The organism is Mesonia phycicola (assembly GCF_900141885.1).
In the GTDB taxonomy this organism is placed as follows: Bacteria; Bacteroidota; Bacteroidia; order Flavobacteriales; family Flavobacteriaceae; genus Mesonia; species Mesonia phycicola.
In genome coordinates this window covers 197,424-209,872 of sequence record NZ_FQYY01000007.1, presented here as the reverse complement: position 1 = coordinate 209,872, position 12,449 = coordinate 197,424, and the positions used below count along the sequence as shown (strand labels likewise).

Here is a 12,449-nt window from a genome sequence, read left to right as displayed (position 1 = left end):
TCATATTGCTTCCATTTTAAAAAAATTGAAAAAATGGCTTATTTATTTACTTCAGAAAGTGTTTCTGAAGGACACCCCGATAAAATCGCAGATCAAATTAGTGACACTTTATTAGATAACTTTTTAGCTTTTGATAAAGACTCTAAAGTTGCTTGTGAAACTTTAGTAACTACCGGACAAGTAGTTCTTGCTGGTGAAGTACGCTCAAACACCTATATAGATGTACAACAAATTGCTCGTGATGTAATTAATGACATAGGATATACTAAAGGAGAATATAAATTTAGCGGCGACTCTTGCGGAGTAATCTCTCTTATACATGAACAATCACCTGAAATTAACCAAGGGGTAGATCGTGAAAGTAAAGATGAACAAGGAGCAGGTGACCAAGGGATGATGTTTGGTTACGCTACAACAGAAACCGAAAACTACATGCCTTTAGCTTTAGATATCTCTCACAAAATGATGATTGAGCTAGCAAAGCTAAGAAGAGAAAATAAAGACCTTACTTATTTGCGCCCAGATGCCAAAAGTCAAGTTACCATAGAATATAGCGATGATAATATTCCGCAGAGAATTGTAGCAATTGTACTGTCTACCCAACATGATCAATTTATAGAGGATGATGAAAAAATGCTTCAGCAAATAAAAAAAGACATCATTCACATTTTAATGCCTAGAGTAATTGCACAATTACCAGAGTATGTTCAAAATTTATTTAACGAAGACATTACCTATCATATTAACCCTACTGGTAAATTTGTAATTGGTGGCCCTCACGGAGATGCAGGATTAACTGGTAGAAAAATTATTGTAGACACTTACGGAGGTAAAGGTGCTCACGGTGGTGGTGCTTTTTCTGGAAAAGACCCTAGCAAAGTAGATAGGTCTGCTGCTTACGCCTCAAGACATATTGCTAAAAACTTGGTTGCCGCTGGTGTGGCAGATGAAGTTTTGGTGCAAGTGTCTTACGCTATTGGTGTTGCCGAACCTACTTCTATCTTTGTAGATACTTACGGAACGTCTAAAGTAAATCTTTCTAACGGTGAGATAGCAAATAAAGTGAAAGAGATATTTGATATGAGACCTGCAGCTATTGAAGAGCGTTTAAAACTTAGAAATCCTATCTATAGAGAAACTGCTGCTTACGGACATATGGGAAAACAACATAAAACTATAACCAAAATTTTCGAAAGTCCATATTCTGGAAAAATAAGCAAAGAAGTTGAATTATTTACTTGGGAAAAATTAGATTACATAAACCAAGTAAAAGAAGCTTTCAACATTTCATAAGCATTTTTCAAAAAAAATAGTTTTACTCATAACGCTATTCAGAATATTAAAAAATATTTTGAATAGCGTTTTTTATGTCTACATAAATTCTTGTCATGTCCTTTATTATATATAAGGACAATTTTTTACCTATAAATCATTTTCTATCACTTACCCAATAAGCCGCATCTACTTTATATGTGATTAAAAAAAATATTCTTCTATAAATTGAGGAGGTTTTTTTATACACTTCAGGAAAATTTCTATTTTATTTGTAAAAAACTTCAGGAAATGAATGATTTATTTGGATTTGGACTTTTAGCTTTTACTTCATTTTTCACATTGATTAATCCAATTGGGACAATGCCTGTATTTATGACGATGACTTCTGAGTTAGATACAGAACATCGTAATGCTACAGCTCGTAAAGCTACCATTGCAGCCTTTATCACTATTGTTGCTTTTGCATTTTCTGGACAATTGCTTTTTAATTTCTTCGGAATTTCTGTAAATAGTTTTAGGCTTGTAGGAGGAGTAATTTTCTTCTTAATGGGAATGGATATGCTTCAAGCAAGACTTGCTAGCGTTAAAGTGAAAACTAAATCTGAGAAAAAAAATTATGTTGAAGATATCTCCATAACACCACTTGCTATCCCAATGATTTCTGGGCCTGGTTCTATTACCAATGCCATTATTATGATGGAAGATGCAGACAGTATAGAGCAAAAAGCAGTACTAATTGCCGGTATTTTTTTAGTACTACTTCTTACTTATATTATTTTGCTAAGTTCTTCTAAAATTCTAAAACTACTTGGTAATACTGGTAAAAACGTTTTAATGCGTTTAATGGGATTAATTGTAATGGTTATTGCTGTAGAGTTTTTCTTTAGCGGATTAAAACCTATTGTTATTGATATTTTAAGAGGTGTATAACTAGGATTTATGTAGCTGTAATTGTATACGTTTTCTAGCTACATCTACCTCTAAAACTTTTACAATAACTTGTTGATGTAAGCGCACATAATTATTTACATCACTCACAAATTCATCAGCTAAATTAGAAACATGAATTAATCCGCTTTCTTTAATACCTACATCTACAAAACATCCAAAGTTGGTAATATTATTAACTATACCAGGTAAAAGTTGCCCTACTCGTAAATCATCAATACTTCTAATATTTTGGTTAAATGTAAATACTTTTGCTTTTTCTCTAATATCTAATCCAGGTTTCTTTAATTCAGCGACAATATCTTTTAACGTAGGTAACCCCACTTCTTCAGAAATATATTTCTCTAGTTTTATTTTTTCTAACAAATGAGTATTTCCTATTAATTCTTCAATTTTTTTCCCTTCATTTTTCGCCATTTTTTCAATTAAAGCATAACGTTCAGGATGTACTGATGAATCATCTAAGAGATATTTGGCATTTTTTATACGTAAAAAACCAGCACTCTGCACAAAAACTTTCTCACCTAAACGTTTTACCTTTTTAATTTCTTTTCTTGATGTAAAAGCACCATTATTAGCTCTATATTCTACAATATTTTCAGCCAACTTCTCTCCTATTCCAGAAACATAACTCAATAAAGATTTGCTAGCAGTATTAATATTTACTCCAACTGCATTTACACAAGTCTCCACCACACGGTCAAGTGCTGATTTTAATAAATTTTGGTCTACATCGTGCTGATATTGACCAACACCTATAGCTTTTGGGTCAATTTTCACTAACTCTGCTAACGGATCTTGCAATCTTCTACCAATAGAAACAGAACCTCTAACGGTAGCATCGTAATTAGGAAATTCTTCTCTTGCTACAGAAGATGCCGAATAAATAGATGCTCCTGCCTCACTTACTACAAATACTTGAATTTCGTTTTTAAAATGTATTTTTCTTACTAAAGCTTCTGTTTCTCGAGAAGCTGTACCATTACCAATGGCAATAGCATCAATTTTATAAGCTTCAGTAAGCGTGCTAATTTTCTTGATTGCTGTTTTCTGATCATTTTGTGGCGGATGCGGAAAAATAGTTTCGTTATGCAGTAACTTACCACTTTCATCTAAACAAACTAGCTTACAACCCGTACGAAAACCAGGATCTATCGCTAAAACACGTTTTTCTCCCAATGGAGCTCCTAATAATAATTGTTTTAAATTCTTTGCAAACACTTGAATAGCCGACTCATCTGCTCTTTTCTTAGCATTTTGTAATGCCTCATTACCCAAAGAAGGTTTTAATAAACGCTTGTAACTGTCTGCAATAGCTAATTCTATTTGCTCGGCACAAACTCCAGAAGATTTAATGACTTTTCGTTGTATATGTTGGATAATACGATCTTCATCTCCTTCTAATTTTACTCGAATAAAACCTTCTTTTTCTGCTCTTTGTATTGCCAAAAATCGATGTGATGGTATTTTTTTAAGCGATTCAGACCAATCAAAATAATCTTTAAATTTTTGTGCTTTTTCTTCTTTTACTTTCGCCTTTATACTTGAAGTGGTTATATTAATATAATTATTAAATTGATATCTAATATAATCTCGAATATCAGTTCGTTCAGCTATCCATTCGGCAATAATCAACCTTGCACCCACTAAAGCTTCTAAGGTGTTTGTAACCTCATCACTTGTATATTTTTGTGCTATCTGATTAATATTGACTGCATTTTGAGCCATTATTATTTTAGCTAAAGGCTCTAGACCTTGCTCACGGGCTTTATCTGCTTTGGTTTTTCGCTTTTTTTTGTAAGGCAAGTACAAATCTTCTAGAACCAAAAGAGAATCTGTAGCTTCAATTTTAGTTTTTAAATCTGTTGTTAAAACCTCTTGTTCTTCTAAACTATTTAAAATAGAAGCCTTTCGTTTTTCTAACTCTTCAAAATAGAGTTTTGCTTTTAAAATTTCTTCTATTTGCACTTCATCTAAATTTCCCGTCATTTCTTTACGGTACCTTGCTATAAAAGGGATCGTACAATCTTCTTCAAAAAGCTTAAGGGTGTTTTTTACAGAATTAGATGAAAGATTAGTTTGCTTAATTATATAGTTAAAAAGAGACATAAATTATACTTAAATTTTAAAGCGGACAAGGTAAAAAATTAAGCATTACTCTTCCTAGTTCTAGAAAGATATATTGCGTCAAAAAAAACTAAACTGGACTAATTTAATTTCTATTTCTTCGGAAATCTTTAACAATTTCCCGATTATTTAATTCATACTTTAGGGTAATCAAAACACGAGAGATATGTCTTTGTTCCATAAAATTAAAAATACCATAGGTTTACTTAAAGAAGTAGATTTAGATAAGTTAGCAAAGCTTAATGAGAAAATTGATCTTAAAAAAGCAATGAATACTTTAGGAAATCTTGACGATAGGCAAATAAAGGGCCTTATGAAAATGCTTAATCATCAAGGTAAAAAAGGGCAACACCAGCTACCTCCTATCGATGGTGATTTTTATAATCTCGACTTAAAACTGACCGAAGAACAACGTGAGCTTCAACTTAAGGTGAGAAACTTTATGGAAGATGAAGTTAGACCTTTGGTAAACGATTATTGGAATAAAGCTAAATTTCCGTTTGAAATCATCGAGAAATTTGCTAAACTAAATATTACCGGAGTTCCCTACAAAGGATATGGCTGCCCAAATCTTCCTTTTTTAATGGAAGGGATTATCGCCCAAGAAATCGCTCGCGTAGATGTTTCAATTTCTACCTTTTTTGGCGTTCACAGCGGCTTAGCAATGGGGTCTATTTACCTCTGCGGAAACGAAGAACAAAAGCAAGAATGGCTACCCAAAATGCAAAAATTAGAGAAAATTGGCGCTTTTGGTTTAACTGAACCCAACGTCGGCTCTGCCGTTTCTCAAGGAATGGAAACTACTTGTAAATTTGATGGTGAGAATTGGATTTTAAACGGACAAAAAAAATGGATTGGTAATGCTACTTTTGCCGATGTAATTATAATTTGGGCAAAAGATGTAGATTCGCATCAAGTAAAAGGGTTTATTGTTAGAAAAGAAAACCCAGGTTTTAAGGCTGAAAAAATGGAAGATAAAATGGCTCTCAGAATCGTTCAAAACGCCATTATTACTCTTAGCGACTGCAAAATTCCTGAAAGTGATCGGCTACAAAATGCCAACTCATTTAGAGATACTTCTAAAGTTTTAAAAATGACGCGTGCAGGAGTTGCTTGGCAAGCAGTGGGCTGCGCAAGAGGCGCTTATGAAAGTGCCTTAAAATATACCAAAAAAAGAGAGCAATTTGGCAAACCCATTGCCTCTTACCAATTGGTACAAAATCATTTAGTAGAAATGCTTTCTAACCTAACCGCGATGCAAACCATGGTTTTTAGACTTTCTGAAATGCAAGATGAAGGTATTTTAACCGACGAGCACGCCTCTCTTGCAAAAGTGTATTGTAGTATGCGTACTCGTGATATTGTTAGCAGAGCTAGAGAAGTATTAGGCGGTAACGGCATATTATTAGAACATGATGTGGCAAGGTTTGTAGCAGATGCAGAAGCTATTTATAGTTATGAAGGCACCAAAGAAATCAACTCGTTAATTGTAGGACGCGCCATTACTGGTTACAGCGCATTTGTATAATTTATTATGAATAAAATAGTAATGATTTGCCCAGAAAGAAACAGTGTTTCTAAATGGGTACAATATTTTAAAGAAGAAAACTCTAACTTAACAGTAGAAGTTTATCCCAACGACACGCAAAGAGAAAAGACAGAATTTGTAGTTGCCTGGAACCCGCCAGAAGATGCATTTGAAAAATTTCCTAATTTAAAAGTAATTGCCTCTATGGCCGCTGGTGTAAAACATATTACTTCAAAAAAAATTCCTAAAGGGGTTAAGGTTACTCGAGTAAAAGACGATTATCTTAATTACGATTTGAGTTATTATGTGCTGAATGCTATTCTGAATTATTTAAGAGATATGCCATTATATTTTCAGCAACAGCAAAAAAACAATTGGAAAAGACTCACTTATAAACGCCCAGAAGATGTTACTGTAGGTATTTTAGGCTTCGGAAATATTGGTCAAGCCATCGGAAAATTATTGGTAAAAAACGATTTTAAAGTATTAGGTTGGTCTCGCTCAAAGAAAAAAGTTGAAGGCATTGAAACCTTTAAAGAAGATGAATTAAATACTTTTTTAGCTAAGTCTGAGGTTTTAGTTTGTATGCTTCCGCATACACCAGAAACCGAAGATATTTTAAATGAAGAATTATTTCTGCAACTACCAAAAGGTGCATATTTAATTAATGTTGGCCGTGGCGCACAATTACAAGAAGAAGATTTTTTAAAAGCTTTAGCCAACGGTCAACTATCTGGCGCTACGCTAGATGTATTTAAAACAGAGCCTTTACCAGAAGGCCATTTGTTTTGGAAACACAAAAATATAGTAATAACTCCACATACTGCCAGTATTACCAACCCTAAAACCATTGTCCCAAAAATGGTTGAAAATTTTAAACGAATGCAAAATAACGAACCATTAAAAGACGAGGTTAATTTAGAAAAAGGTTATTGATGAGTTTATATAGAAAAAATACATGAGCCTCTACCTCACCTTTGCTATAATTGCCATAGGAATAATTCTTTTTATTAAAGATTATTTCACCATAGACACAACTTCTATAATAATTATGTCGTTGTTTATAGTGTCTGGCGTTTTAAACCCAGAAGAAGGTTTTGCAGGCTTTAATCACCCAGCTACCATTACCTTAGGTTGTATGTTTGTGATTAGTGCAGCCATTTTTAAATCTGGACTTATTGATGGCTTGTCAAGCAAGATAATTCGGGTTGCTAAGATTAATTATCTTTTTGCTTTAATAATATTTTGCTTGTCTGCAGGAGTTTTTTCTGCATTTATTAACGATACCGCTGTGGTTGCCTTACTAATACCAATGGCGTTATTGGTTTGCCGAGAGACTAATATTCCTCCTTCGCGATTACTTATTCCTATCTCTTTTTCAGCTTTATTTGGCGGCACGTGTACGCTTATTGGTACTTCTACTAACATTTTGGTGAGTAGTTATGCTAAAAAAAGTGGTCTAGAACCACTAGGTATGTTTGAGTTTACCTTGCCCGCTTTATGTTTATTTTCTATAGGAATGGTTTATTTACTCATTGCCTCTCCCCTATTACTACCAAAACGTAAAAGCGCTAAAAATTCTTTAAAAAAACAAGCTGAAAAATATATTGCAGAAATTGAATTGCTAGAGAACAATCCCGATATCGATAAAAAAATTGGAAATTCTAGCCTTAATAAAGATTTTAGCGCGCAGGTTTTAATGCTAAAACGCAAACACCATCGAGTGTATGAAATTAACGAAGAAACCGTTTTACGTAAAGATGATATTTTGAAGGTTATTATTAATCCGCAACACTTAGCGAAGCTAAAACAAAATAAAACCTACAAGTTAGACGATGACGAACAGTTAATTCACGACGATGCTGAAAAAAAAATATATGAAGTTATGATTCCGTACGGCTCTTCTCTATCAGGAAAATCGTTACAGCAACTTAACTTCAGAAACATATATTATGCTTCTATATTAGCAATTAGGCACCGTAAAGAAATGATAACTCACGAGGTTTCTAAAGTTACACTACGTGAAGGTGATATGATGTTATTATACACTTCAGATAAAAGCTTAAAAAAATTAGTCTCTAAAAAATTAGTAGTTACACTATCTAAATACAAGGCAAAAAAATTCGACTTAAAAAAAGCCATCCCTACTTTGTTAATTTTAATCGGAGTAATTTTAGCCGCTGCATTAAACATAACTTCCATTTTAATTAGCGCATTAGTGGGAGCTTTATTAATTGTAACCACCACCATTTTAAAACCAAAAGAAGCCTATGAAGCTATTGAATGGAAAGTAATATTTATGATGGCCGGTGTACTTTCTATGGGTGCGGCATTAGAAAAAACTGGCGGCTCAGACTTAATTTCAGAACTTATTTATAACACAATGGGTAGCTTTGACCCTAGACTCACACTTAGTTTGGTGTTTTTAGTCACTTTTTTATCTACCAATGTTTTGTCTAGTAAAGCTGCAGCTGCATTAATGTCTCCCATTGTTATTAGTTTAGCAGAAGCTATGCAAGTAGAGTATAAACCTTTTTTAATAGCAGTTATGTTTGCCTGCTCGTTAACTTTCATGACGCCAGTAAGTTACCCTACCAACACAATGGTTTATGCACCTGGTAATTATAAATTTAAAGATTATTTAAAGATAGGAACTCCGCTAAATTTTATAATTTGGTTGGCAGCATCATTTATAATTCCGTTATTTTTCCCTTTTTAAAATGAAAAAAGTAAAACTACATAACCCGTTTAAGCCAAAAGTAATTGACGAAAAAAAACTGCGAGAACATTTGGCCCTAGAGCGTACCAAACTAGCTAACGAGCGAACGCTTTTAGCATACATTAGAGCCTCTTTGTATTTACTTGTTGGCGGGATTGCTTTATTAAAAATTGAAGATTATCCAGAAGTACACGGTTTAGGTTACGTTTCACTCTGTGTTTGTGTAATTTTTATTGTTATTGGCATTTGGCGATATATTGCTTTAGAAAGAAAACTAAAAAATTTACTTTTGCCAGACGACTCTTCACAAGAATACGCTGAAGAAAAAAAAGAGTTATAAATGCTTCAAACTTTTACGCATTATTTTCTTCATTTTATTGCCGTTGGGTTGATTGCATATCTTTTTGATAGAAAAAATTGGAAAAAATATTGGCTTCTTTTAATAGCTACGATGCTTGTAGACGCAGATCATTTATTAGCTAAACCTATTTTTGAGCCTAACAGATGTAGTATTAATTTTCATCCGCTACATTCTTATATTGCTATAGGGTTCTATGTTTTAGGGGCTATATTTATTCAACACAAAATAATAAAAATTATCTGCATTGGGCTTTGCTTCCATATGTTTACGGATGCAATTGATTGTATATGGAATAATTTTAGCTAACTTTAATATTATGAAATTACTTTCTTTTTTTATTTTATTTATTGCTTCTTGCTCTATAAAAGCTCAACCTGCAACTATTTCTTTAATAGAAAAAACGCCTTTTAATTTACAAGAATTTGTTGGGGTAGATAAATTCAATAATTTTTACGGAATTACTAACAATACATTTTTTAAATTAGAAGGAGCTAAAAAATATCAGTTTACAGATTTTTTATTAGGAGAGTTGACTTCTGTAGACTTATTAAATCCGTTAAAAATTACATTGTTTTACAAAAACATGAACACTGTCGTTATTCTAGATAATAGGCTAAATGAAATTTACCGTATTAATTTTACCAATATTACCAATTTTAGAAACGTTAGTTTTGCTAGCACAGGAAAAGACAAAAGTATCTGGATATACAACACTGATATTCAGCAACTAGAACTCTTTAACTATAATTCTAAAAAAGTAATTTCACACACACAACCTATTAATTCAGAAATAATTCAGCTAAAAAGCAATTATAATTTCTGTTGGTTATTACAAAACAAAAAATTAGAGCTTTATAATTCTTACGGAAGTTTTATAAAGGCAATACAAGTTCCTGAAAATTTTGAATTTGTAGAAAACAACAATCAAATAATTGGAAGAAATAACAACAAATGGTTTGTGTTACGCAAAGACAAACCTGCACTTGAACCATTAACAATTTCTGAAAATGACGTTAAAGATTTTTATTTGAATAATGAAAACCTTTACCTTTACATCGATAATTTTATTTATCGTTATCAGCTTAACTTATCAAACGAATAATTAGTATGCACGTAGCCATTGCCGGAAATATTGGTGCCGGAAAAACCACTCTAACTAAGTTATTGGCTAAACATTATAATTGGGAACCTCAATATGAAGATGTTTTAGAAAACCCGTACTTAGAAGATTTTTACAATCAAATGGAACGCTGGTCTTTCAATCTTCAAATTTACTTTTTAAACAGTAGATTTCGCCAAATACTAGAAATTAGAGAAAGCGGAAAAAGCATTATTCAAGACAGAACTATTTATGAAGATGCTTACATTTTTGCACCTAACTTGCATGCAATGGGGCTACTAACCAATAGAGATTTTGAAAATTACAAATCTTTGTTTGATTTAATGGAGAGAGTAACCAAAGGTCCTGATTTACTTATTTATTTAAGAAGTAGCATCCCTAATTTAGTAGCTCAAATTCAAAAAAGAGGAAGAGATTATGAAAATTCTATCTCTATAGATTATTTAAGCAGACTAAACGAAAGGTATGAAGCTTGGGCCCACGATTATAATAAAGGAAAATTGTTAATTATAGATGTAGACAACATTAATTTTGTTGATAATCCTGAAGACTTAGGGGAAATTATTAATAAAATTGATGGAGAAATTAATGGCTTATTTTAAAATGTAGAAGACTATGGAATCGACTAAACTTAAAAGACCAAAACACAAGGGATCACCTCAACTTTTTAAAAATCCTATCTTAGAAAAGTTGACACATACACACATATCGTTACCCTTAATTATTTTTTCTGTTATTTCTATTGCTTTAGTTTATTACGGTATTATAGAAAAAGGTTTTGAGACACCAGAAATGGTAGTATTGTTTTTTGGAGGTTTAGCCTTTTTTACTTTTGTAGAATATATTATGCACCGCTATTTGTACCACATACCAGCAACATCTGAGCGTAAACAAAAAATATCTTACACCATGCACGGTGTACACCACGATTACCCTAAAGATAAATCTAGGCTAGCAATGCCGCCTGTGCTTAGTTTAATCGTCGCTACTGTATTATTTATTATTTACCGAGTAATTTTAGGGGATTATGTTTTTGGCTTCTTAGCAGGCTTCTTAATTGGTTATGCGGGTTATCTTGCGGTACATTATTCTGTACACGCCTTTAAGGTACCTAATAACTTTTTAAAAGTTTTATGGCACCACCACAGTATTCATCATTATAGAGAGCCTGACAGAGCTTTTGGAGTTTCTTCTACCCTGTGGGACCATATTTTTGGAACAATGCCTAGAAAGAACCCTATTGCGCAAAGAGCAGCATCTGGAACTAGTATTGATGATTAATTAATATAACCTTGAGATCTAGCGTGCTCTTCTGCTTCTAAAGAAGTGTTTACTAATAATACAGGGGTAGTTTTAAAGTTATCTAATATACTTTGTACTCGCTGCATTCTCCCTTTATGTTTCACGCTTCTTAGGTAAATAGCTAATATTTTATCGGGATATTGTGCAGCTATGTCTGTATAAATAGATGCATCATGCTCACCACTATCTCCTATTAAAATGAATTTTAACTGCGGATAGGTTTTTAAAATATTAATAATTTCTTTTTGCTTGTGAGGCTTTTCTGGCTTTAAACTTCTATCAAAAGGAGTTCTAAAATTACGAAGCAAAATTGGACCTTTAGGAAATTGATGATGATCTAGAAATAGTTTTAGATACTCATATAAATTCCAAGGACTATTGCTTAAATAAAAAACAGGATTTCTTCCAGAGTTTTGTGTCCCTGCAGCTAATTTCTGGTACAAAGCAGAAGCTCCTTTTAAAGGTATTCTTTTGTAAGCATTAGTAAACAAAGAGTTTTTAAGCAACCTCCATTTTAAAAATGAAGTTACCCCTGTATGTAAAATAGTATCATCTATATCACTAATAACACCATACTCTGCTTTACTATCTGGAATAAGTAACTCTCCCCTAAAAGGATTTTCTAACAATACTGTTTGAGGATACATTTTACCTCTATAAAAAAGCTCATAATTTAACCATCCATTGCTATTTGTGTAATTACATAGGTTTTCTTTAGTATTTACATCTATGGTAAAATACCCTTCTTCATTAGTTACTGTAAAAAAACTAGTACTATCTGGTAATTTAACCTCTACCTCTGCTTGAGGTATTTCAAAACTATCAAACTGTTTGTACGTATTTTTTATAGTATTTAAAAAATTTTGTTCTTGTTTAATTTCTAGAGGCTTATTATCTAAAACTCTCCCTAAAATGTACAAATGATGAGAAGTTGCATAACTACGGTATGGAGTTATTAAAATTTGTTCAAAATTTTTATAGCGCCCAAAAAGTTTTTTTATTCTCTTAATCATTTAATTAAAGTTAAAGTTTAAAGATACTAGAAATTTACTATGCTGATTTCTTCTTT

At 32.4% G+C, this 12,449-nt stretch carries 12 protein-coding genes; 10 read left to right on the top strand and 2 right to left on the bottom strand.

The genetic code is table 11. From position 1 onward, the window contains the following. Nucleotides 1–33 precede the first annotated feature (33 nt). A complete protein-coding gene (gene metK, locus BUC03_RS11925) occupies nucleotides 34–1,293 on the top strand; it encodes a methionine adenosyltransferase (protein ID WP_073152292.1) in 1,260 nt (419 codons plus the stop codon). 270 nt (nucleotides 1,294–1,563) lie between these two features. Beyond that, nucleotides 1,564–2,205 carry a MarC family protein gene (locus BUC03_RS11920; protein WP_073152290.1) on the top strand — a complete coding sequence of 214 codons (642 nt, stop codon included), beginning with the start codon at nucleotides 1,564–1,566 and terminating at the stop codon, nucleotides 2,203–2,205. Here the strand turns inward: BUC03_RS11920 and BUC03_RS11915 are convergent, their stop codons facing one another. After that, entirely contained in the window at nucleotides 2,206–4,332 is a 2,127-nt protein-coding gene (locus BUC03_RS11915) for a Tex family protein (RefSeq protein ID WP_073152287.1), read from the bottom strand. Nucleotides 4,333–4,516: 184 nt separating this feature from the next. Here BUC03_RS11915 and BUC03_RS11910 point away from each other — a divergent pair, with 184 nt between their 5' ends. From BUC03_RS11910 to BUC03_RS11875, 8 genes are read left to right on the top strand one after another with little or no spacing between them, the layout of a single operon-like run. After that, nucleotides 4,517–5,878 carry an acyl-CoA dehydrogenase family protein gene (locus tag BUC03_RS11910; protein ID WP_073152284.1) on the top strand — a complete coding sequence of 454 codons (1,362 nt, stop codon included), beginning with the start codon at nucleotides 4,517–4,519 and terminating at the stop codon, nucleotides 5,876–5,878. Between the two features lie 6 nt (nucleotides 5,879–5,884). Continuing rightward, nucleotides 5,885–6,814, top strand: coding sequence for a 2-hydroxyacid dehydrogenase (locus BUC03_RS11905; protein ID WP_143159192.1), 930 nt, complete (start codon nucleotides 5,885–5,887; stop codon nucleotides 6,812–6,814). Between the two features lie 22 nt (nucleotides 6,815–6,836). After that, complete coding sequence (locus tag BUC03_RS11900) at nucleotides 6,837–8,597, top strand: SLC13 family permease (protein ID WP_073152278.1); 1,761 nt, start codon at nucleotides 6,837–6,839, stop codon at nucleotides 8,595–8,597. Between the two features lies 1 nt (nucleotide 8,598). Beyond that, nucleotides 8,599–8,937 carry a DUF202 domain-containing protein gene (locus BUC03_RS11895; protein WP_073152274.1) on the top strand — a complete coding sequence of 113 codons (339 nt, stop codon included), beginning with the start codon at nucleotides 8,599–8,601 and terminating at the stop codon, nucleotides 8,935–8,937. Beyond that, nucleotides 8,938–9,264, top strand: coding sequence for a DUF6122 family protein (locus BUC03_RS11890; protein ID WP_073152272.1), 327 nt, complete (start codon nucleotides 8,938–8,940; stop codon nucleotides 9,262–9,264). A gap of 10 nt (nucleotides 9,265–9,274) precedes the next feature. Next, nucleotides 9,275–10,060 (top strand): hypothetical protein, encoded by a 786-nt coding sequence (locus BUC03_RS11885; RefSeq protein WP_073152329.1) that lies wholly within the window; start codon nucleotides 9,275–9,277, stop codon nucleotides 10,058–10,060. Nucleotides 10,061–10,065: 5 nt separating this feature from the next. Then, complete coding sequence (locus BUC03_RS11880; protein ID WP_073152269.1) at nucleotides 10,066–10,680, top strand: deoxynucleoside kinase; 615 nt, start codon at nucleotides 10,066–10,068, stop codon at nucleotides 10,678–10,680. Nucleotides 10,681–10,693: 13 nt separating this feature from the next. Continuing rightward, a complete protein-coding gene (locus BUC03_RS11875) occupies nucleotides 10,694–11,359 on the top strand; it encodes a sterol desaturase family protein (protein WP_073152266.1) in 666 nt (221 codons plus the stop codon). Here BUC03_RS11875 and BUC03_RS11870 read toward each other — a convergent pair. Then, nucleotides 11,356–12,393 carry an App1 family protein gene (locus BUC03_RS11870; protein WP_073152263.1) on the bottom strand — a complete coding sequence of 346 codons (1,038 nt, stop codon included), beginning with the start codon at nucleotides 12,391–12,393 and terminating at the stop codon, nucleotides 11,356–11,358. The two genes, BUC03_RS11875 and BUC03_RS11870, sit on opposite strands and share 4 nt — an antisense overlap. Nucleotides 12,394–12,449 lie beyond the last annotated feature (56 nt).

Excerpts from the sequence above, each read along its gene's own strand:
- metK (WP_073152292.1), top strand. The coding sequence starts at position 34 with ATGGCTTATTTATTTACTTCAGAAAGTGTTTCTGAAGGACACCCCGAT.
- BUC03_RS11880 (WP_073152269.1), top strand. The coding sequence starts at position 10,066 with ATGCACGTAGCCATTGCCGGAAATATTGGTGCCGGAAAAACCACTCTA.
- BUC03_RS11905 (WP_143159192.1), top strand. The coding sequence starts at position 5,885 with ATGAATAAAATAGTAATGATTTGCCCAGAAAGAAACAGTGTTTCTAAA.
- BUC03_RS11915 (WP_073152287.1), bottom strand. The coding sequence starts at position 4,332 with ATGTCTCTTTTTAACTATATAATTAAGCAAACTAATCTTTCATCTAAT.
- BUC03_RS11870 (WP_073152263.1), bottom strand. The coding sequence starts at position 12,393 with ATGATTAAGAGAATAAAAAAACTTTTTGGGCGCTATAAAAATTTTGAA.
- BUC03_RS11920 (WP_073152290.1), top strand. The coding sequence starts at position 1,564 with ATGAATGATTTATTTGGATTTGGACTTTTAGCTTTTACTTCATTTTTC.
- BUC03_RS11910 (WP_073152284.1), top strand. The coding sequence starts at position 4,517 with ATGTCTTTGTTCCATAAAATTAAAAATACCATAGGTTTACTTAAAGAA.
- BUC03_RS11875 (WP_073152266.1), top strand. The coding sequence starts at position 10,694 with ATGGAATCGACTAAACTTAAAAGACCAAAACACAAGGGATCACCTCAA.
- BUC03_RS11885 (WP_073152329.1), top strand. The coding sequence starts at position 9,275 with ATGAAATTACTTTCTTTTTTTATTTTATTTATTGCTTCTTGCTCTATA.
- BUC03_RS11890 (WP_073152272.1), top strand. The coding sequence starts at position 8,938 with ATGCTTCAAACTTTTACGCATTATTTTCTTCATTTTATTGCCGTTGGG.
- BUC03_RS11895 (WP_073152274.1), top strand. The coding sequence starts at position 8,599 with ATGAAAAAAGTAAAACTACATAACCCGTTTAAGCCAAAAGTAATTGAC.
- BUC03_RS11900 (WP_073152278.1), top strand. The coding sequence starts at position 6,837 with ATGAGCCTCTACCTCACCTTTGCTATAATTGCCATAGGAATAATTCTT.